Source organism: Spiroplasma endosymbiont of Lariophagus distinguendus (assembly GCF_023846195.1).
Taxonomy (GTDB): domain Bacteria; phylum Bacillota_I; class Bacilli_A; order Mycoplasmatales; family VBWQ01; genus Spiroplasma_E.
On the sequence record NZ_JALMUW010000001.1, the window covers coordinates 1 to 21,786 of the forward strand.

Consider the following 21,786-nt stretch of genomic DNA (forward strand, 5'->3'; position numbering starts at 1 on the left):
CATTTAATACACATTATTTATTTAAGTTTTTTAGTTTTTGCTAATTTCAAATAAAATGTTTATAATTAAATCAACACTTTTTAATGACTAAAGTGTTATAAAATATATAATTATTAATTTTTTAAATAATTATTTAAAAAATAGAGGTATAAAATTATGAATAAATATTTAATTTTTTTAAGTGTGATACCACCTTTAACTTTTTTAGGAAACAATATTAATAATAAAAATATTGAAAATACTGTACTAATAAATCAATTAGAAGAAAATAATACTTCATTCAATAACCAATTTATCTATCACAGCGATAGTAATTGATGATCCAATGCAAATATTAAAACATATAGATATTTCTAATCAAGCAGGTGCTGATAAAGTTGAACATAGCAATAATCTAAATGAAACACTAGGTTTATATTATATTGCTAAAGCAACACATGATAATAAAATTAGTAAGACAATAGCTAATAACTTAGCAGTGTATTTTATTAATCAAACTAGTTTAAAAGGGCAAATTAACAATCAATTAACTAGTAACATTATTAATTTAATTATTGATAATCAAAATGTTTATAATTTTTTGAATAAATCACCACTAACATTAACTACTAAAAACTATTCATTAAATTGAATTTTTGATAAAAGTAATAATCTAGTGGCTATTTATTATAATAATTGAAAAAACACTAATAATATTATTAATGATAAAATAAATTATTCTTTTTCAGATTGACATATTGGAACATCAATCGCTACTGATAATTCTAATGTTTATAATATTCTTAAGTGAAGCAATTACGCGAGAGACTGAAATACCTTCACTAATATGTATCCAACTTTTTCTTTTATTAATTCATATTTCAAAGTATCAACTTCAACAGGAATTGAAAGTAGTCCAACACTAGCAACTAATACTGCAAAAATTGAACAATATAAAAACCCCGGTAATGCTAATGTTCTTTTTATTGCTTATATTAATACTAAAGATGGTGGAGGATGAGGAACAGAAATTGCTCTTAACTTAGATCTTTGGCATGATAATGATAATATTTACTTTCAATGGTATTGTTTTTTAAATTCTTCATTTGGTCGTATGACATATGTTAACATTGCATTAAACAACATTAATTTTCATAACATAATGAACAATTAATAACTTTATTTACAATTTTTAATTAATAAACAAAATTAATAATAAGGACAAAATAAACTTTGTCCTTATTATGATTATAAAGATATATTTTTTGTTATTATAATAATTTAAGTAAATCTATTCGAAAAAATTTATCTAATTTTTCTCATCCAAGATCACGATTTTGTTCAGGAGTCATTATTCAACGACCAAAAGCTTCTGGAAATAAATCAATATATGATGTTCTTCCATATCAACTTCTAACAATACCATAACTTAAAAGTTTTTGATAAGATTTATTATTAATCTTAGTTCCGTTTGCTAATGATGAAATCATATATTTTCTTGCATCAAAATTATTATTTTGTTTATTACGAATTAAAGAATCCAAAATATGACCATATTCATGTACCATAACTTCCATTCCATACTTTATATCTCTAAAAATCTGTATCAAGTATTATTTTAGTACGGACTTCTCCCCACATGTACTTGTGGAGGAAACAATGAAATTGAATGAGTTCAACAATACTTTTCAAACAGAACAAGATTGTTTGAAATATATAGTAAGTTTGAAGGAAAATAAATGTATCAGGTGTTATTGAACAAATTTGAATACTTCTGATTTAAGAAAAGGGAATAAAAGATGTTTGAAATGTCATCAAACATTTAGTATTCTTCATGGCACATTTTACAAGTCACAAATACCTTTGAAATCTTGGTTTTATCTCATCTTTAGATGAATAAACACCAAACAATTCCATCAACTGATGTTGCAAAAGAATTTGAGTAGCTTTGAAAACTGTTGAAGAATGGGTCATAAGTCAGTTGTATTGCCAAACAAAATCCACATTTATTGTTGAACATGTTGCAAATGGATGAAATGTATCTTTCATATGGGTTTAAAAACAAAGGAAGATCCTTGGTGAATAAAACCTTGATTGTTAGTATTTATGAAAAAACAACCAATAAATTAATTGTGAAGTATTGAAAAAATGCAAAAGTAAAATCTTTGCAGTTTGCGAAGATTTGTTTCTTTAAGTGTATGTACATACTGATTTTGAAGGATATTTGTTTTCAAAATCAGTTTTCACTAAGCATGAACAATCAATCATCAAGATAAACATGTTTCAAAAACTGGTGTAAATACAGCCAAATTGAATCAGTTTGAAAACATATAAAAGAATATTTAAAACACATATCAAAGTTGCAAAACATCATGTTCATTTATATGCAAAAGAAGCTGCATATAAATTCAATAAGATACCTAGTTTTGAAATTGTAATGCTATGTTTGATTTAAAAATGTGGGGAGAAGTCCGTAGATAGGCTTTTCTCAGCATTTATGTGATAAAATTTAAAAATAGTACATAAAGGGAGAAAAGCCTTTTAGTATTACACATATTATCATTACAAGAACCAAAATGTGCTTCTCCTGACATATTTATTTTTAGATTGTTCTCACAACTTTTGATCTAATTCAATTTTTTCTAACATTTTAAAAACATTATTTTTTCCATATAATTGAGCTAAAATATTATAAAACCGACATATTCCTGTTTTTAATTCATCAATATTTGCATTTATATGATAATTACTAATTGTTTTAATAAATGATTCAAAATCAATTTTGCCATCAAATAAAAGATGATGATCATTAAATTGTTTTTTAAAATCTTCAAAATCTTTAAAATTATCATTATTATTTTCTAACTTTTTAAAAGCATTATTTGATTCTTCACTTGCTTTAAATTTAACTTGTTCATTTAAAATATTAATAAAATCATTTACAGCAGGTAAATTTTTAAATTCATTATCATTTAAAATATCATTTTTTCCAAATAAAATTTCTTGATGATGTTGATAAGAGTAAGTAGGAACTTGTTTATCTCTTATATTCAAATCAGGAACAATATAATCTAACGTTTGAAGTCTCTCTCTCTCTCTCTCTCTCTCTCTCTCTCTCTCTCTCTGTGCAATTCGTTGGGATCTTTTTAATAAAATTGAAATAAAGGAAAGAACAACCATTTGTAAGCTAGTATTTAATTTTCTTTCACAATTTTTTCATAATCTTCTGCATTTCTAATCCTTGCAAAAACTAATTCACAACTCATCTTTTTAGCAATAATACAAAGAATGTAATTCATTACGTTTGATAACTTCAACATTTGCATTTATGATTGTTTTGATTTTAAAAGCAAATTTTCACCAGTATAACCAGCATCTACTAGTATTTTTTGAACTTTAGATAAATTTTCTTTTCATTTTCAATCATTATTATAGCACTGTTACGATCTGTTTTCTGCTGTGGTTATGTAAATTGCATGGTAAGCCTTGAGAATCAACAGCAATATGACGCTTTATTCCTGAAATTTTTTACCAGCATCATAACCTTTATTTTTAGCAGTATCTGTGTTCTTAACACTTTATTGAATCCAATTATACAAAAACTAATTTGTTCTTTTCTATTATTGATACGAACTTTTCTAACTAATTTTTTTTAAGGCTTTTCTCCTTTATGTACTATTTTAAATTTTATCACATAAAATGCTTGAAGGCTATCTGAACTTCTCCCACATTTAAATCAAACCTTAGCATTACTGAATTTCAAAACTAAATTATCTTATTGAATTTATATGCAGCTTCTTTTGCATATAAAAATGAACATGATATTTGCAGCTTTGATATGTGTTTTTAAATGTTCTTCTTATATGTTTTCAAACTGATTCAATTTGGTTAGGTATTTACACCAGTTTTTTTTTTTTTTTTTTTTTTTTTTTTTTTTTTGAAACATGGACATCTTGATGATTGACTGTTTCATGCTTAGTGAAACCGATTTAAAATCGCAATATCCTTTTTCAAAATCAGTATGTACATGACACTTTGAAGAAATGGTTTCTTGCAAACTGCAAAAGATTTTTTACTTTTTGCATTTTTATTACTTTCACAATTAATTTATTGGTTGTTTTTTCATAAATACCAACAATCAAGGTTTTATTCACCAAGGATCTTCCTTGTTTTTTAAAACCCATATGTGAAAGATACATTTCATCCATTTGCACTATGCCCTCAACAATAAATTGTGATTCTTGTTTGGCAATACAAGTTCTGATTTTATGACCCATTCTTCAAGCAGTTTTCAAATTTTTAATTCTTTTGCAACATCAGTTGATGGAATTCCATGTTTGGTGTTATTCATCGGAGAAGAATAAAACCACTTCAAGGTATTTGTGACTTGTAAAAATGGTTGCCATGAAAATACTAAATGTTGATGACATTTCAAACATCTTATTCTTCTTAAATCAGAAATATTCAAATTTGTTCAATAACACCTGATACATTTATTTTCCTTCAAACTTACTATATATTTCAAACAATCTTGTTCTGTTTGAAAGAAGTATTACATTGAACTTCATTCAATTTCATTGTTTCTCCACAAGTACATGTGGGAGAAGTCCGTTTTTAATTACTGTCAAAATTATAGGTTCTTTATCACTATTTTTGCTTCAAATTTGAAAATAATAATATACAGTTTGTCATTTTGGAAAATTTTTTGGTAACATTCTTCATTGACATCCACTTTTTAATACATATAAAACTGCACAAAATACTTCATATAAATCTAAATTTCTTGGTTTTGTTTTCTTTTTGCTATTTTCTAAAATTGATCTTATGTTCTCAAATTGTTCTTTAGTAACATGACTTGGATAATTTTTATGCATATATACCCCTTATCTTAAAATATATAGTCATTTTACGTTATTTTATAAAAGATTCCAAACAGGTTCTTAGGACTATACTTAAGCTTTACTGTTCCAATATAGATATCTTCATTTATTGAAGTAATTATTGCTTCATTTTGATTAGTAACAATTTTAATTTCCAAACTAGTTACATCTATATTATATTTATTACTAAAAATATCTATAATTTCTTTTTTTACTTTTTCATCATCATTTATAGTAGTTATGTCTTGTCCAATATAAATTTTACCTAAATTTCTTTTTCCTTTAGGAAAAATTATTTCTAAGTTTTTTTTCTTTTCAATTTCAATTTCTTCTTCAATATTTTCTTCCATTTCAGAATTATATAAAATACCAGTAGTTGCACCACTAATTAAAACCGCAGAACTAATTATTCCAGCAATAATTTTTGAATTTTTATTTTTTTTAGACATATAATACTCCTCCATATTTTGATTTCAGAAATAAGTTCTTTATATTCTTGCCTTTGATATCAATAGATATAGACTAGTATTGTTTTTAATTCTAATTTGTTTTATTAACAATTAAGATGAAAATTGTTTTAGAAATCTAAAACAATCAGTAAAAATTTTTAAAATTAGTTGATAAGGGCTATTGATAATAGTATAAATTTTATTAATAATCAAAAAATTATTGATTAGCACACTCTGGGCATTTCATAATTTTTCTTGCTGTTTTTGAGTTTGAAGCTAAATCATTACCATTAATTTCTTTATTACAGCTTGAACAATGTAACACTTTTCTTTTTTTCATATCTCAATCTCCTTTATCTTTTTTTATTAATGCTTAAAATTATAGCATCATTAATAAAAAATGCTTTTTTGATGAAAACAAAAAGGTAGTTATGCCACTCATCAATTAATAATTTTTATAAAATTTGATAATAATAACTATTATAATATTTTTTTCTTATTATTTATGTTGAAAATAAATTCTAAAAATATTATTAATTATTTATTAAAAATTGGTTTAATACTATTTTCAACCAAAATTATAAAAAAAATATTGGATAATGTATTGTCCAATATTTTAAGTTATTAATAATTATTTTATGACTTATTTACTATTAAATATTCATAAAATAGAACCAAACGCCATGATAATATGTGGTAAAGCATTAATATAAGTTCATGTTGACTTATAATCTACATCTTTGCCAACAAATAAACCAATAACTATTATAACTGAAAGAAATGATATAAATAGTGCTCATAGTCTTGATCATAATCCGGGTTTAACTGAAAATGGTATTAGAATATAAATAATACCTATTATAACTAATGTAGCTCCATTTTCATTTCAGCCATAGAAACTATAAGTTATAACTCCCGCTGCATACAATAAACTAAAAACAATAATTCATACAGCACCAATTAGCATTAATATTTTAGGTAAAGTTAATAACTTAAGACTTTTCATTTTTTTCCTCCTTAAATATTTGTTTTACATTAATTGTGATTTTAGTATTTTTTTAAGATTATTAATATCATCAATTGTAACATTTTCTTTTGTCCTATTAATTAAAAACCCTTTTTCACGAATATATTTTGGAATAATATGAACATGATAATGAAATACTTCTTGAAATGCTTCGCTACCATTATTAGTTAAAATATTAAATCCTTTAATTTCGGGAATAGTTTTTATTAGCAAATTAGCAATTTTATGAGTTGTGATACTAACATCGCTCACTATTTTAGGTGTAGTATCAATAAAAGTTTCAAAATGTTGCTTTGGAATTACTAGAATGTGTCCTTTAGTTACGGGATTGATATCCATGAATGCTGCTGTATTTGTATCTTCAAAAATTAAGTTATTTGTATCTTTAATAATTGTACAAAAAATGCATGCTTTATTTGTCATATATTTCACCTCAACTTACTTTATAAGTATAACTTAAAATATTAAGTATTATTATGGATAAAACTCTTTTACCTTATTTCAAAACTCTTCTTCATATATATTATTTTTTGGAATATATGTTGGAAATAAATTTTGGGCAGCGATTTTAAAGTTTTCAGCTGCTGGTGAATCTTTAGTTGCAGAATCAGTAGCAGATATAGAATATAACATTTGTCAAAATATATTTCACTTTGTTTCTTGGGTAATAGTGCTTTCCTTACCATCAGCTCTTATATACTTAGAGAAATCTGTCTTAAGACTAGCATTACCACTAATGTTTCATGAATGAATTAAATTACTAATTTCTGGAACTCAGCCTTCGTTTTTATTACTTAAAAAACTAAAATCTAAATTTTGTAGAAGGTTTAGGAAATAAATAGGAGCAGAGTAAGTAAATGTAGCAATATTATTATTCGTAGTGTAATGTAATCCACCATTAGATACTCAACCTGCAGCCAATTGATTATTAGTTGCAGTACTTAAGAAACCATTAGCACCAAAATTAGGATCAATTTCACTAATAGTTGAGGCATTACCGCTTGTTAATTGAGTAAAAAAATCAGAATTTAAAGTTTTTCCTTTTCCTGAATCATCATCTTTAACAATTGATTCTCACTTTGGAGGTTCAGAAGGACTACTATTTCATTTTTTATCAATGCTTTGCGCATTTGCTAAATCAGTAGTAAAGTTTCAATTTACATTATAGTTACTCTTTTGTCAACCAGTAGTATCTTGTAATTGACTTATGTAAAGATTATTTGTTTGGGTTGAAATTATAGGTTTACCTGCTTCATTATCTTTAATATCAATAATATTGTCTAAAATATAAGACATTGTAAATAAAGTTTGATTTAATGCTGGTAAAATTTCATATTGATAATATTGTTGATAACGAAAACGTAATCATCATTGGAAACGTTTTAAATATTTTGAATAAGTTGGAATATCAGTACCAGAAAGACTTTTTTGTGTTTTATTAATACCAGCACTACTATTTCATTTTTTAGCATCATTTGGTAATAATTTACCAATTTCATTACTATAATTGTCATCTGGATGTTTAGCAATGGCAACTAATTGTTCATCAAAAGCAGCATCTTTATCACCATAATCTTTATATAAACTATCAGGAGTAAATATTTGATCAGGATCATTAACTTTACCAGTATCTTTATTTTTTTCTTTATAAAAATCTACATTTTGATAATTAAATTTACTTGTACCATCCTGATGTCAACTTTGATTTTGAAATAATAACTCATTATTATCTGCTGCTGATACTTTATCTAGTGAATTGGCTGTATTAATACCACTTAAGTACTTTTGAGTTAATAAACTTAATCCTAAATCATCTTTAAGTTTTATAAAAGCTTTATTGGCTTCTCCCAATATTGCAGTAGTACCATCTGCATTTTTTGTGTCTTCACTATAATGAAGTTTCTTATGAAAAAATTCATAAAATTTTTGCTGAGCAATTGTTCCTTCAACATCTTTTAAAATAAAATCAAGACCTTGTGAATAAGTATTCTTAAACTGAGCAGAAATCGTTTCATTAAAATTTACTCCTAAAAAATTAAATAATACACGATTTTTATAATCATCAGGAATTTTACCACTAGGTAAATTACTCATATCACGTTCATTATCACAAGCAACTAATAATAATACAGGGCCAGATAAAAAAGTAACTGAAGTTAATAATGGTAAAATCTTTTTTCTCTTTTTCATTTTTTATACCTCCCGTCTAAGAACTAATGATACTTGGATCATATCATCATAATGTTCGTTTCCCAACAACATCTAGATAATTAGCAATATTAGTATCCATACGAGCAACTGGTGCATCTTGTGTAAAGCCATCTCATGTATTATTAGTTTTTATAATATTATCCTTAAATGTTGCATTAATATTAATACCTTGTCTATTGTTTCACCGATTTTCTTTAGTTTTATCAAATCAACTTTTCATTTTTTCAACAAAGCTATTAATTTTCGTATCAGTTGGATCAAGAGGACTTGAACCAAATATATCCTGTAAATTTCAATGAATTAAACTCGAGTTATTATTAAAGTATAAATTATAATCTCATCAAGTTGCATCACCAAGGCTACCAGTACCTCCAGTAAAGGTTGTTAATGCATCATTTAAATTAAAAGTAAGAGTTGTATTTGGAGTATATTTTTGTAGTAAAAAACCAGTTTGTAAATAATCAAGATAAGGAGAATCAGATAATCCACCTGGACGCTCAGATAACGGTGCTAAGTCTTTTCACTGATAAGTATCTTTTCTATGATTTTTAAATGTTTTAATTATATTATAAGTTGATTCATCGCTTTTAGGTTTGTCTTGCTGTTGATATGTGATACCTGGCGTTTGAATAAAATGAATACCACCAGTATCAATAAAAATGCCAACTCCAGGTCCATTATTAACTGCAGCATCAGGAAGTTGTGGTCCTTTTATATCTTTCATATAAACTAAATCATTATATTGGCTAGTACCATCTTTACCTTTATCTTTAATAGTATCACGGTCTATATAAGAAATTAAGTCATCTAAACCCTTTTCCTTGTCAGTTGGTGAAGTAAATTGTGTTAATTTATATGGTTGAATACCATCAACATTTTTACCAACACCTTCAGCACTAGTTACATAACGATATAAGTAATAATAAAAAGGACTATTCTCTTGTGAAGATTTAGTAATATCCATTAATCCTACATCACCAGTTTTAGTAACATCAGTAGTAGCGGCCCCTTTTTCTTCAGTGAATGTTTGATCAAAACCATTAGTTCTAATATTCTTTAAAATTTCATTAATTTTAGTTTTATTTTGAGAAAACTGAGAAGCACTAATCTTTTCTTGTAAAGGTTTAGCATTAGAATCAAAAGGAATAACAATTTGACGAGTTCAAATTAATTCTTGATTTCTTAACATTACTTTAGCTATTTTAGATTGATTATCACTTAATAAGCCATCAATAGTATTGTATGAATCTATTTCATAATTACTATCATTCTTATCATCACTAGTTTTTACAACAGGAAGACTAATATTAACACCAGTTCATGTTTTAGCAGCTTTAACAGCATCATCTAATTGTTTAAAATCGGTAAGATCAGGATTTAAACTATTGGCATTAGCAACAACTCAAATTTTGCTAGAATATTTACCAGCATCAGTAATACTTGTTTTACCATTAATGTACTGTTTTACACTATCATAAGTACCATTTGGATTGTTTTCACTCTTTACTTGTTCTCATAAATCCTTTAATCAAATATTAATTTCATTTTGATTGTAGTATTTATAATCCTTATAATTACTAGTAACATAACTACGTTGAATAATACCTAAAGCACTCTTTTTTAAAATATTATCAATGTAAGTATTAACATCATCATCGCCCAATACTTTCTTTCATTGTTTTTCTCATGAACGACCATATTTTGCTTGTAATGATTTTATTTTATTTTCCATCTCAGATTGAGCTGCTGTCAAAGCAGCAAGATAATCATCTTTATATTCTGGAGTATTTTTTAAAATTGAAAGATTAATATATTGATTAATATCAGTATATAATGTTTTACCTCATCCACTATTGGGATTATTTAATAAGTAATTAAAAAAGGTGTCAGTCGTAGTACTTGTATCTATAAAAGCACTATTTCAGTCGAAAACATTAGTTGTGCCTCTTTCATTTGAATTATTACAAGCTATAATAGACATAGTTGATGTTGATGATAACGTGAAAGCTGCAACTAAGGCAAGAATATTGCGCACTTTATTCACTCCTTTTAATTAAATCTATAGCAAAAAAAGATTTTTTAATTTATTTTACTAAGATATCTTAACATAAAATTTATATTTAAGGGATAGTTTTTTCTAATTAATTTTAAAATGAAATAACTAATTACCAATTATTTATTTTAAAAAATTTAAAATATTAATTTTTTTAAATATTATTACTTTATAGTGCACAAATAATATTTTATTCATTTTTTAATTTTAAGAAAATTAGCACAAAATTAAGTGTATAATCATTAGTATAAGTATATTATATTTGGTGTAATGATACAGGAGTAAATATGAATAAAAAAATAAACATTAATGATAATACCTTTAAAACTGATTTTCCCTTTTTTAAAAATAATCCTGATTTAGTTTATTTAGATACAGCGGCTTCTTCACTAAAACCACAAATAGTTATTGATGCTGTTAGGGATTATTATGAAAAATATTGTATTAATCCACATAGTCAAGATTATCAACTTGCTGTTAAGGGAAATGATATATTTGAAGATACTAGAAAAACAATTAGTAAATTTATTAATAGTAACGAAAACGAAATAGTTTTTTGTCCTTCAGCAACTTTTGCTTATAATCAAATTGCTTTTGGCTTAGAAAAATATTTACAAGAAAATGATGAAATTTTATTAACCACTTTAGAACATAGCTCATTACTCTTACCATTTTATCGTTTGATACAAACTAAAAAAATTAAAATAAAATTTATTGAAACAAATAAACAAGGAGTCATTACTGTTGAAAATTTAAAAAAAGTTTTAACACCTAAAACCAGAATAGTTGCTTTTGCAAATATTAATAATTCTTTAGCAATAGAAAATGATACTGAAACATTAACTAATTTTATTAAAGAATATGGTAAAAAAAATGTTAAAAGTGATAATTGAATTTTTAAAAATATTTTAGTAATAATAGATGGTGCACAATCAATAGGACATATAAAAACCGATGTTAAAAATTGAAATATTGATTTTTTTGGATTTTCTGGTCATAAAGTTTTTGGTCCAACTGGAATCGGTGTCTTTTGAGGAAAAAACGAATGATTAAATATGCTAGATCCACTAATATTGGGTGGAGGCATGAATGGTGATATTTATGAAAATGGTAAATTTAACTTATTAGATAGTCCTTATCGTTTTGAAGGTGGAACACAAAATATTGCGGGTGTATTTGGGCTAGGTGCAGCTATTAAGTATTTATTAAACATTGGTATTGAAAATATTAGAAATCATGAAATTTTACTAAAAAAATACGCAATTGAACAATTAACAGCACAGTTAGGAAATAACATTGAAATTTATAATATTGATGGCAATAGTAGTAACATAATATTTAATATTAAAAAAGTATTTGCACAAGATGTTGCTAATTTTTTAGGAACACAAAATATATGCGTACGCAGTGGAACTTATTGTGCTAAATTATTACCTAATATAATTAACGCTGAAGTAACAATTCGTCTTAGTTTTTACATATACAATTGCAAAAAAGATATTGACTTATTAGTAATAGCTTTAAAAAAAGGAATTAATGAAGGAGGAGATTTTTTAAATGAATTCTTTTAATAACAATCAAGACTATTATCGCAAACTAATTGTTGAACACTATAGTAATCCAAAAAATAAAGGTTTTAAAAATTTACCAAATAGTTTGACATATCATCAAAACAATGAATCATGTGTTGATAATTTTCATGTTGAAATTTCTATTAAAAATAAAGTTATTAATAGCGCACGCTTTACTGGAATTGGGTGTGCTATTTCAACTGCAGCAACCGATCTTTTTTGTATTTTAATTGAAGGTAAAACAATATCACAAATAAAAGAAATTATTATTAATTATCAAGCAATGTTATCAGAAAAGCAATTTAATGATAAAATAATTGAAAATATGATTGCTTTTAAAAATGTACCAAGACAACGTAATCGAATTAAATGTGCCCTTATTGGTATTAATGGTATTAATAAAATAATTGAGAAAGAATGTGAAAAAAATGGAAATGGAAATTAAGGATAAAATTAGTTTAAGAACCATTTATTTAAAAAAATTAAAAAATGTTTCTAAAAATAATTATCAAAAGTGAAATAAAATTATTTTCAATAAATTTAATGAATCACATTATTTTAAACAAAATAATGTATTTGCTCTTTATAATTCCTTACCATATGAAGTAGAAACTAAAGAAATTATTGAATTATTATGAAAAAATCTAAAACAAGTTTGTTTACCAAGAATGAATGGTGAGCATTTGGAATTTTACTTTATTAATAGTTGAAACGATATCGTATTTGATAATGATTTTAAAATTGGACAACCAAGTTTAAATTGCCAAAAAGTTATAGGAAGTCAAATTGATTGTATGTTAGTACCATTGATTGCTTTTGATAAAGATTATTATCGTATTGGTTATGGTAAAGGTTTTTACGATCGTTATTTATCTAAAAATAAATTTAACTTTAGTAAAATAGGACTTGGTTTTGCTATTCAAAAAATTCCTTATATAATTAATCACGATAATTGAGATATACCATTAGACTATATTTTTACTAATTAATATTTTAATCTAAAAATTTGGATGGGTGGTGGTTGGGCACTTGGCACTTGGCACTTAGCCCTTTTTACTAGACCATTAATTTAAAAAACCTGAATGTATTCGAAAAACAATTGTGTTATATAATTAACACTAATTTTGACATGAAAGGATTTTTATTAATGGATAAAATTAAACAAATAGAATTATTTATTAGAAAATTAAATATTAATCAAAAAATTAATTATTAGTCATTGCAAGAATCAATATTCGGTGGAACATCTTTCTCAATGTATCTTCAATTAAACGAATCCAACATATTACTTTTTAAAAACAAACAAAAACCTATTAAAAAGAAATAAATCACCCATGATCATTGTAACCATAAATATCCAAAAATTATGCAAATTTTTAATTGAATTTCATTCTACAAAGAAAGGTAGAATTTATGGATGTTACAATTTTTTCAGCATTTAAGAATGAATTAAAACAAAAAAACATTCACTTAAATATGGGGTATCAACAAAACAAATGCGAAAAATTATGAAGATCATAAATTGGGCACAATAATCTGTGTTTCTTTGTTTTACAAAGTTACTAGTTCAGATTAATGAACTTGTCAAGAAAAGTGGACAATAAAAGTAACCTTTTATTAAATTTTATAAAATAGTATTTGTAAGTGTTAAATTTATAGGTATGAAGTAGTATTTTACATTAATTTGGACAAACAATCGATATTCGATTGGACTCATTCCCTTTAGTGATTGAGTCGATAGTTATTATAAAAAAGTAAATATGTTGATAAGTTGTATCTTATATTCAATTCAATAGTTCTATTTTTCTTGGAATTTGATATAAAATTCCGTTTCATTATTTCCAAATCAAGATTCAGTAGCACCATTATCACAAGAATTACCTCTTCTAGACATTGAAATTTTTATTTTTAATTCATCACATAAAGTTTTATATGAAGGATTTGTATAGTGAAATCACTTGATCTGATTACCAAATTCATGAATTAGGTTTTGACATTAACTCAAGCTTGAATAATATTTTGGACAACAAATGTCATATCAAACTTGAAACTATTTTATAATCTAATATTTCATTATTATGAAAATCTTTGTAATTGATAAATAATATGTTTTACCATTAGTTTAATAAATACAAGTTATATCAGTACACCTAATTTTGATTTAAATCAGTGGATTGAAAAATCACGTTTTAATAAATTATCATATCTTAAACTTCCTGATTTAGTTCTATAATCAAATTTCTTTATACGAACTTTAGGCTTCCCAAACCCATATTTCTCATATATCTATATACAACATAAATTTTAATTTAAATTATAAATTTTATTCAATTCATAAAGTTATCACATTTATAACCATAATTTCTTAAATTCATAAAAAATATTTTTTAATTATATTATTAAGAAATGTATCTCATTTATTAAATTCCATTCCCATTCATTCTTAATTCATATAATATCCTGATTTTGAAACATTTAGCAATCAACATAAATAACTAATCTGATATTTTCTTAAGAGAAAAATCACAAAATATTTCTTCTTTTTTTGTCGATTTTTCTAAATACTTTTTATATCATTTATTTGCCTCAATATATTCAATTAATTCTTACATTTGTCATGTCATTAAAATTTAAAGATTTGGTCGACCTGTTCTTTTAGTTTTTTAGCACGAATTCCATTGCCATATTCTAAAACCTTTTTCACCTAATAATTTATATGCTTTAATTCCGTTTCTTTTATTGATGATCGACCAATACCATACTCTAATGCGGTTTTATCAATTGTTTTAATTTTACTTATTTTTATTATTTTTAACTTTTCTTCTTTTGATAATCATTTAGCCATAAAAAAATGAACACCTTCCTTAAAGTATTTTTAACACAAAGGTTACAATTCTGTGTCTACTTTATTCTAGATGTTCATAATTCTGTCTTCAAATTTTATCATAAAATGAGCAATTGCTGTATTTCAATTTTGAATGGGCATTGTTCATTTTTTTGTTATATTGTCAATTGCTAAATAAAATATTTTAAAAACTGACATATCGTTAGGAAAAACTTTTTTATTTCTGATGACTTTTCGTAATTGACTATTAACAGATTCAATAGCATTTGTGGTATAAATTACCCTTTTTATTTCTGCAGGATAACTAATAAAAACCATTAAATTATCTCAATTTTTATATCAAGATTTAGCAATTTGTGGATATTGTTTGATTCATTTATTTTCAAAATGATTCTAAATCTTACATTGTGTTCTTCATACATGCAGTATAAATTGGTTTTAAATCTGCGGCTAAAGATTTTTATACTTATAGGACATATTTGAAACTATTTCTAATTTGATGAACAATGCATAATTGATGTTCTGTTTTAGGATAAACTGATTGTATTGCTTCTGACATTCCTGTTAAATTATCACTACAAGCAATCAGAATATCATTTAAGCCGATTTTCATTTCTGTGAAATTGATAATCAAAATTCAGAACCTTCATTTCCCTTTAATTCATAAACCTAAACATCTTTTTCACCTTCTAAATCAACTCTGTTTTATATAAACCTGATTTGATAACGTCATTTATCTTGTCGACGTACTTTGCTACTATACAATCCGACAAACAATCGGATAAACACTTTATCTAATGGTCGATTTTGCCTTTGACGTCATCAATATCATCAGTGGTGACTAATAACACTTTCTTATCAAGCACCATGATATAACTCTTATGGTACATTCTAATATCTGATAATGTCATACCTTTTGCATATAAAGAAAGAACATTGATCAAACTAATCAAATCTTCTTTGTCTTTTAAACTAATACAGGATTAATTACTATTACGATCTCTTAGCACATCAATTTCAATTTTGCTTGTTGGGTTATTTGGTTTTTGGAACTTATACCATTAGAGCATTATCCTTACTATGTTGATTCTTATCATATCTAAATAATTTGCATCTCAGAGAATTTGTGTTTTCTACTAATCTTTTTGTTAATTCTTTTATATAATCCTCCCTCTTTAAAAACTGTTGTTAAATCTTCAGTATTTTCTAATAATAAATCTACTGCTTGTGATATTGGATCATTGTTATTAATATTTTGCTTTTTAGCCATCTGTAACTCACTCTTTCTAGAAAATTAATTATATTTACTAGAACTAATTAAACATAGTTATTTTTGTAAGTTACACAGATTACTAAACATTACCTATAAATTTAACACTTACAAACGCTATTTTATAAAATTTAATAAAAGGTTACTTTTATTGTCCACTTTTCTTGACAAGTTCACAAATCAATACTAAAGAAGGCTGATTATACCTTTTGGTAATTATTGATTTTTATTCAAATAATGTTGTTAGTTATAATACTGCTTCTAAGAACCTGTTTAGGATCTTTTTAATAAAATTGAAATAAAGGAAAGAACAACCATTTGTAAGCTAGTATTTAATTTTCTTTCACAATTTTTTCATAATCTTCTGCATTTTTCTAATCATGCAAAACTTCGTTCTACAACTCATCTTTTTGGCAATAATACAAAAGAATGTAATTCATTACGTTTGATAACTTCAACATTTGCATTTATGATTGTTTTGATTTTAAAAGCAAATTTTTCACCAGTATAACCAGCATCTACTAGTATTTTTTGAACTTTAGATAAATTTTCTTTTTCATTTTCAATCATTATTATAGCACTGTTACGATCTGTTTTTTCTGCTGTGGTTATGTAAATTGCATGTGGTAAGCCTTGAGAATCAACAGCAATATGACGCTTTATTCCTGAAATTTTTACCAGCATCATAACCTTTATTTTTGCTTGGTATCTGTATGTTCACTAACACTTTGTGAATCAATTAACCACAAAACAGTTTATTTCTTTTCTACCATTATTGATACGAACTTTCTAAGACATATTTGGAATCTTTTATAAAATAACGTAAAATGACTATATATTTTAAGATAAGGGGTATGTATGCATACAAAAATTATCAAGTCATGTTACTAAAAGAACAATTGAGAACATAAGATCAATTTTAGAAAATAGCAAAGAAAAGCAAAACCAAGAAATTGAATTTATATAAGTATTTGTGCAGTTTTATATGTATTAAAAAGTGGATGTCAATGAAAATGTTACCAAAAATTTTTCAAAATAAACAAACTGTATATTATTATTTTCAAATTTGGTAAAAATAGTGATAAGAACCTAATACCAGTAAGTAATTTAAAAAATTAGTTAGAAAAATTCATTATCAATAATAGTAGAAAAGAACAAACTAGTTTTTGTATAATTGATTCACAAAGTGTTAGAACACAGATACTACTAAAAATAAAAGGTTATGATGCTGAAGTAAAAAAATTTCAGAGATAAAGCGTCATATTGCTGTTGATTCTCAGGGCACCACGCTACAATTTACATAGCCACAACAGAAAAAAACAGATCGTAACAATTATATATGATTGAAAATGAAAAGAAAATTTATCACAAAGTTCAAAAATACAATTTAGATGCTAGTTATACTGGTGAAAAATTTGCTTTTAAAATCAAAACAATCATAAATGCAAATGTTGAAGTTATCAAACGTAATGAATTACATTCTTTTGTATTATTGCCAAAAAGATGAGTTGTAGAACGAAGTTTTGCATGATTAGAAAAATGCAGAAGATTATGAAAAAATTGTGAAAGAAAATTAAATACTAGTTTACAAATGGTTGTTCTTTCCTTTATTTCAATTTTATTAAAAAGATCCTAAACAGGTTCTAACTAATTTTTTTTAAAATTACTTGTCAAGTGCTAGGTTCTTTATCACTATTTTTACTTCAAATTTGAAAATAATAATATACAGTTTGTCATTTTGGAAAATTTTTTGGTAACATTCTTCATTGACATCCACTTTTTAATACATATAAAACTGCACAAAATACTTCATATAAATCTAAATTTCTTGGTTTTGTTTTCTTTTTGCTATTTTCTAAAATTGATCTTATGTTCTCAAATTGTTCTTTAGTAACATGACTTGGATAATTTTTATGCATATATACCCCTTATCTTAGATATATGATGGCGTTATTTTTTATAAAGTTCCGAAACGGGTTCCTGTCGATACGCAGTTTTGTGAGCTGCTCTTGAAAAACAACACAACAATTTTCTTTAAAACAAATCAAAAGCGTTATTTTACGTGGAACCAGTGCTGCTGAATTTTATTCCCATGAACATATCCAACTGAACTAATGGCAAAAACAAATAATCTTAAGCAAAAGCAACCTTATGATATTGGCAGTAATGTTCTATCAGAAAACTGATTCTCACATTTATCTCAAGAATGATTACCCAAGGTTCAAACCAATGTAGCAATCAATGAAGCTAAGTAATGTAAATCAATATGTTATGTTTATAATTATGAAAAATTAATTTCTAAATTTCTAAAATATAATTTACAAAATTAAAATTTAGAAAAAGTATCGAATGGTCAATATTAGACCCAACCACCTTGCATAAATAATTCTTTAATTCTTTCACCATATTTACCATTTTCAATATCTTGAAAAAATCTTTGAAATCATTTTTATTTCTTGAAAACTTTTAGGCTTTTCTCCCTTTATGTACTATTTTTAAATTTTATCACATAAATGCTGAGAAAAGCCTATCTACGGACTTCTCCCCACATTTTTAAATCAAACATAGCATTACAATTTCAAACTAAATTTATCTTATTTGAATTTGTAATAAGCTTTTATATATCTAAATGAACATGATGTTGCAACTTTGATATGTTTTAAATGTTCTTCTTATATGTTTTCAAAACTGATTCAGTTGGTTAGTGACACACCAGTTTTGAAGTATGGCTATCTTGATGATTGACTGTTTCATGCTTAGTGAAAACCGATTTAAAATCATAATATCCTTTTCAAAAATCAGTATGTACATGACACTTTGAAGAGAAATGTAGTTTCTTGCAAACTGCAAAGATTTTACTTTTGCATTTTCAATACTTTTCTAATTCATTTATTGGTTGTTTTCCATAAATACCAACAATCAAGGTTTTATTCACCAAGAGGATCTTCTTACATTTTAAAACCCATATGTGAAGATACATTTCATCCATTTTACTTTATATGCCCTCAACAATAAATTGTGATTCTTGTTTGGCGTGAGTTTTAGTTTTATATGGTATTCTTAGAAACGGTTTTCAAGTTGCCCCAATTCTTTTGCAGCATCAGTTGAGTGGAATTCCCATGTTTAGTGTTTATTCATCTAAGATGAGATAAAACCAAGATTTCGAGTATTTGTGACTTGTAAAAAATGGTGCCATAGAGAATACTAAATGTTTTGATGACATTTCAAACATATAATTATTCTTAAATCAGAAGTATTCAAATTTGTTCAATAACACCTGATACATTTATTTTCCTTCAAACTTACTATATATTTCAAACAATCTTGTTCTGTTTGAAAAGTATTGTTGAACTCATTCAATTTCATTGTTTCCTCCACAAGTACATGTGGGGAGAAGTCCGAACTTTTATTTTGCATATTATTACACTCCTTTTAAATGATTTTTATGATTTTTATTTAAATAAATAATGCCCTGTTTTATTAATTATGTATTTATATCTAATTCCATTACTAATATTTCATAATGTAATAAGTGCTGGTTCTTGATATTTTGAGCATTATAACTACCAGTTCTAATATATGATGTTTATAATTTTTAAGAAAATTATTAGCATTTTCAATTGTAGAAAATAATTTATATTTTTTCACCAAACATAATTAACTTTATCTTTGTAAATAAACTATTTCAGTTTCAATATTCTCCTTTAAAATTTTCTAATTGTAATTCATTAATATAATATTCATATAAGTAATCTCAATTATTTGATGTTAAAACATATCTTCTTCAATCATGTCATTTATACATTTATTACAATAATATGTATTTTCTATTTCAGAAAATCATATATATTTTTCATTATGTATATTACATTTCATTTTTTTCACCTATTAATTTATAAAAACATTTATTACAAGTTCTATTTGCAAATGATGAATTTTTATGACAAATATCACATGAACCAAATATTTTTTCAATTTCTTCATATTTTAAATATATTCTTTTATCTTCTTTTAAATTCAACATAAATTAATTCTCTCTTTCTATAATTTTTAATATTTCTTGTATTTCAATATATTTTTTATTTTTAAGTAATTTTTCATTACATAAATTTTTAATTAATTCTATTTTTTCAACATTTAATAACATATTAATTTCCTTTAATACTTTAAATAAAATATTTTTTCATTATGAGTATTTATATCTTTCATTGGTGTAACAATATAATTTTATTACTAAATCATTATCTTTATATGGATTATTTATTTTAAAACTTTTCATATCTTTTTCTCATGTAATGTTATATTTAAAACATTCTTGATTTTTATCATTTGTAAAAATATAATAACCATTATATTGTTCATAAAATTCACAAGATATTAATTTATTTTCATTTGTAGTAATATCTGAAATATTTTTTATATATTTTAAAATTTCACTACCTTTAATACTTTCAATATCTTTTGTAATTGATTTTTTACCTAATTTATAATTAAAATCTTCAATTATTTTTAATGTTATTTTTTTATTATTTTGATTAATAATAGTATCTTTAATTGGAAATCATGTTTCATATTCACCAATTTCTAATAACATACCTTTAGTTGTTTCTCTTACTTTATTTTTAATATCTAAATTAACATTAATCATTACGAATCCTTTCTACGTATAAGCCTTATCACCTACAGTGATAAAAGGCTTATATACTACTAACTAAATACTCTACTACTCTACGTATAGGCTTATTGCTACTGTAGGTAGCAAAAGCCTTGGGGGTAGGAGGTCTGGAGGGAGGGGGAGAAAAAAATCTTAAATTTTTAAAGAGCAACACAAAAATTACTATTGGTTATATTCCAGCACAATAGCCTAATAATTTTTTATTTAGTTATGTAATAATTAATTACTTTAATAAAGTGCTGGTTTAATAAAATAATTAATTATAATTGTTTAACAATTAAAAATGAGAGTTTTATCTCTCATTTAAGTTTTTATTAAATCGTATCCAAGTTTGCAATGCGCCCGTGTTAAGAACACAGATACTGCTAAAAATAAAGGTTATGATGCTGGTAAAAAAATTTCAGGAATAAAGCGTCATATTGCTGTTGATTCTCAAGGCTTACCACATGCAATTTACATAACCACAGCAGAAAAAACAGATCGTAACAGTGCTATAATAATGATTGAAAATGAAAAAGAAAATTTATCTAAAGTTCAAAAAATACTAGTAGATGCTGGTTATACTGGTAGAAAAATTTGCTTTTAAAATCAAAACAATCATGAGTAAGTATTGGAGATTATCAAACGTAATGAATTACATTCTCTTTTGTATTGTGCCAAAGGAATGATTATAGAACAAGAAGTTTTGCATGATTAGAAAAATGCAGAAGATTATGAAAAAATTGTGAAAGAAAATTAAATACTAGCTTACAAATGGTTGTTCTTTCCTTTATTTCAATTTTATTAAAAAGATCCTAAACAGGTTCTTAGATACAGTTAATAACTA

Annotated in this window: 22 protein-coding genes and 7 pseudogenes; 9 read left to right on the plus strand and 20 right to left on the minus strand. The window is 24.9% G+C overall.

The window, feature by feature from the left end:
• Positions 1–325: 325 nt before the first annotated feature.
• The gene (locus M0D11_RS00005; RefSeq protein ID WP_252318880.1) at positions 326–1,153 is read left to right on the plus strand and encodes a hypothetical protein; all 828 of its coding nucleotides are present in this window, start codon (positions 326–328) and stop codon (positions 1,151–1,153) included.
• Between the two features lie 97 nt (positions 1,154–1,250).
• Here the strand turns inward: M0D11_RS00005 and M0D11_RS00010 are convergent, their stop codons facing one another.
• Complete coding sequence (locus M0D11_RS00010) at positions 1,251–1,556, minus strand: hypothetical protein (protein ID WP_252318881.1); 306 nt, start codon at positions 1,554–1,556, stop codon at positions 1,251–1,253.
• Positions 1,557–2,000: 444 nt separating this feature from the next.
• On the opposite strand from M0D11_RS00010, the gene M0D11_RS00015 reads away from it, so the two are divergent.
• Together M0D11_RS00015 and M0D11_RS06510 are read left to right on the plus strand one after the other, a co-directional pair.
• Complete coding sequence (locus M0D11_RS00015) at positions 2,001–2,255, plus strand: hypothetical protein (protein ID WP_252318882.1); 255 nt, start codon at positions 2,001–2,003, stop codon at positions 2,253–2,255.
• A 44-nt stretch (positions 2,256–2,299) separates the two neighbouring features.
• Positions 2,300–2,434 carry a hypothetical protein gene (locus M0D11_RS06510; RefSeq protein ID WP_256468299.1) on the plus strand — a complete coding sequence of 45 codons (135 nt, stop codon included), beginning with the start codon at positions 2,300–2,302 and terminating at the stop codon, positions 2,432–2,434.
• 686 nt (positions 2,435–3,120) lie between these two features.
• Here the strand turns inward: M0D11_RS06510 and M0D11_RS07505 are convergent.
• The 10 genes and pseudogenes from M0D11_RS07505 to M0D11_RS00060 form a co-directional block, all read right to left on the minus strand.
• Positions 3,121–3,557, minus strand: a pseudogene (locus tag M0D11_RS07505) (transposase); the annotation flags it as partial.
• Between the two features lie 411 nt (positions 3,558–3,968).
• Complete coding sequence (locus tag M0D11_RS00025) at positions 3,969–4,274, minus strand: hypothetical protein (RefSeq protein WP_252318883.1); 306 nt, start codon at positions 4,272–4,274, stop codon at positions 3,969–3,971.
• A complete protein-coding gene (locus tag M0D11_RS00030; protein WP_252318885.1) occupies positions 4,193–4,447 on the minus strand; it encodes a hypothetical protein in 255 nt (84 codons plus the stop codon). Before M0D11_RS00030 ends, M0D11_RS00025 begins: the two co-directional genes overlap by 82 nt.
• Positions 4,448–4,631: 184 nt before the next feature.
• Positions 4,632–4,853: pseudogene (locus M0D11_RS00035) on the minus strand (transposase); the annotation flags it as partial.
• 32 nt (positions 4,854–4,885) lie between these two features.
• Positions 4,886–5,308 (minus strand): hypothetical protein, encoded by a 423-nt coding sequence (locus M0D11_RS00040; protein WP_252318887.1) that lies wholly within the window; start codon positions 5,306–5,308, stop codon positions 4,886–4,888.
• Between the two features lie 217 nt (positions 5,309–5,525).
• Positions 5,526–5,648: a hypothetical protein gene (locus tag M0D11_RS06525; RefSeq protein WP_256468302.1), complete on the minus strand. Its 123-nt coding sequence runs from the start codon at positions 5,646–5,648 to the stop codon at positions 5,526–5,528.
• 303 nt (positions 5,649–5,951) lie between these two features.
• Positions 5,952–6,314 carry a hypothetical protein gene (locus tag M0D11_RS00045; protein ID WP_252318892.1) on the minus strand — a complete coding sequence of 121 codons (363 nt, stop codon included), beginning with the start codon at positions 6,312–6,314 and terminating at the stop codon, positions 5,952–5,954.
• A gap of 24 nt (positions 6,315–6,338) precedes the next feature.
• A complete protein-coding gene (locus M0D11_RS00050; RefSeq protein ID WP_252318901.1) occupies positions 6,339–6,758 on the minus strand; it encodes an HIT family protein in 420 nt (139 codons plus the stop codon).
• A gap of 51 nt (positions 6,759–6,809) precedes the next feature.
• Positions 6,810–8,525 (minus strand): hypothetical protein, encoded by a 1,716-nt coding sequence (locus M0D11_RS00055; protein ID WP_252318903.1) that lies wholly within the window; start codon positions 8,523–8,525, stop codon positions 6,810–6,812.
• 16 nt (positions 8,526–8,541) lie between these two features.
• Entirely contained in the window at positions 8,542–10,590 is a 2,049-nt protein-coding gene (locus tag M0D11_RS00060; RefSeq protein WP_252318905.1) for a hypothetical protein, read from the minus strand.
• A gap of 296 nt (positions 10,591–10,886) precedes the next feature.
• Here M0D11_RS00060 and M0D11_RS00065 point away from each other — a divergent pair, with 296 nt between their 5' ends.
• From M0D11_RS00065 to M0D11_RS00075, 3 genes are read left to right on the plus strand one after another with little or no spacing between them, the layout of a single operon-like run.
• Entirely contained in the window at positions 10,887–12,170 is a 1,284-nt protein-coding gene (locus M0D11_RS00065; RefSeq protein WP_252318907.1) for an aminotransferase class V-fold PLP-dependent enzyme, read from the plus strand.
• The gene (gene sufU / locus M0D11_RS00070) at positions 12,157–12,615 is read left to right on the plus strand and encodes a Fe-S cluster assembly sulfur transfer protein SufU (RefSeq protein WP_174481014.1); all 459 of its coding nucleotides are present in this window, start codon (positions 12,157–12,159) and stop codon (positions 12,613–12,615) included. The genes M0D11_RS00065 and sufU overlap by 14 nt, the downstream gene beginning before the upstream one ends.
• Positions 12,599–13,159 (plus strand): 5-formyltetrahydrofolate cyclo-ligase, encoded by a 561-nt coding sequence (locus M0D11_RS00075; RefSeq protein ID WP_252319030.1) that lies wholly within the window; start codon positions 12,599–12,601, stop codon positions 13,157–13,159. Before sufU ends, M0D11_RS00075 begins: the two co-directional genes overlap by 17 nt.
• A gap of 1,715 nt (positions 13,160–14,874) precedes the next feature.
• On the opposite strand, the gene M0D11_RS00080 is transcribed toward M0D11_RS00075, so the two are convergent.
• The 3 genes and pseudogenes from M0D11_RS00080 to M0D11_RS00100 all read right to left on the minus strand — a co-directional run.
• Positions 14,875–15,015, minus strand: coding sequence for a hypothetical protein (locus M0D11_RS00080; protein WP_252318909.1), 141 nt, complete (start codon positions 15,013–15,015; stop codon positions 14,875–14,877).
• A gap of 66 nt (positions 15,016–15,081) precedes the next feature.
• A pseudogene (locus M0D11_RS07510) lies at positions 15,082–16,285 on the minus strand (IS256 family transposase).
• Between the two features lie 273 nt (positions 16,286–16,558).
• A pseudogene (locus tag M0D11_RS00100) lies at positions 16,559–17,040 on the minus strand (IS5 family transposase); the annotation flags it as partial.
• 107 nt (positions 17,041–17,147) lie between these two features.
• Between M0D11_RS00100 and M0D11_RS07060 the strand changes: the two are divergent.
• A pseudogene (locus M0D11_RS07060) lies at positions 17,148–17,921 on the plus strand (IS5 family transposase).
• A gap of 61 nt (positions 17,922–17,982) precedes the next feature.
• On the opposite strand, the pseudogene M0D11_RS00110 reads toward M0D11_RS07060, so the two are convergent.
• A pseudogene (locus M0D11_RS00110) lies at positions 17,983–18,204 on the minus strand (transposase); the annotation flags it as partial.
• A 195-nt stretch (positions 18,205–18,399) separates the two neighbouring features.
• On the opposite strand from M0D11_RS00110, the gene M0D11_RS00115 reads away from it, so the two are divergent.
• On the plus strand, positions 18,400–18,540 hold the full coding sequence (locus M0D11_RS00115; RefSeq protein ID WP_252318919.1) for a hypothetical protein: 141 nt from the start codon (positions 18,400–18,402) through the stop codon (positions 18,538–18,540).
• 446 nt (positions 18,541–18,986) lie between these two features.
• On the opposite strand, the gene M0D11_RS00120 is transcribed toward M0D11_RS00115, so the two are convergent.
• The 5 genes from M0D11_RS00120 to M0D11_RS00135 all read right to left on the minus strand — a co-directional run bounded on the left by M0D11_RS00120 (position 18,987) and on the right by M0D11_RS00135 (position 20,933).
• Complete coding sequence (locus M0D11_RS00120) at positions 18,987–19,274, minus strand: hypothetical protein (RefSeq protein ID WP_252318921.1); 288 nt, start codon at positions 19,272–19,274, stop codon at positions 18,987–18,989.
• Between the two features lie 6 nt (positions 19,275–19,280).
• A complete protein-coding gene (locus M0D11_RS06535; protein ID WP_256468304.1) occupies positions 19,281–19,406 on the minus strand; it encodes a hypothetical protein in 126 nt (41 codons plus the stop codon).
• Between the two features lie 513 nt (positions 19,407–19,919).
• The gene (locus M0D11_RS00125) at positions 19,920–20,090 is read right to left on the minus strand and encodes a hypothetical protein (RefSeq protein WP_252318923.1); all 171 of its coding nucleotides are present in this window, start codon (positions 20,088–20,090) and stop codon (positions 19,920–19,922) included.
• A gap of 60 nt (positions 20,091–20,150) precedes the next feature.
• Complete coding sequence (locus tag M0D11_RS00130; protein ID WP_252318925.1) at positions 20,151–20,309, minus strand: hypothetical protein; 159 nt, start codon at positions 20,307–20,309, stop codon at positions 20,151–20,153.
• A 162-nt stretch (positions 20,310–20,471) separates the two neighbouring features.
• Entirely contained in the window at positions 20,472–20,933 is a 462-nt protein-coding gene (locus M0D11_RS00135) for a hypothetical protein (RefSeq protein ID WP_252318927.1), read from the minus strand.
• 373 nt (positions 20,934–21,306) lie between these two features.
• Between M0D11_RS00135 and M0D11_RS00140 the strand changes: the two are divergent.
• Positions 21,307–21,758, plus strand: a pseudogene (locus M0D11_RS00140) (transposase); the annotation flags it as partial.
• Between the last annotated feature and the right edge of the window lie 28 nt (positions 21,759–21,786).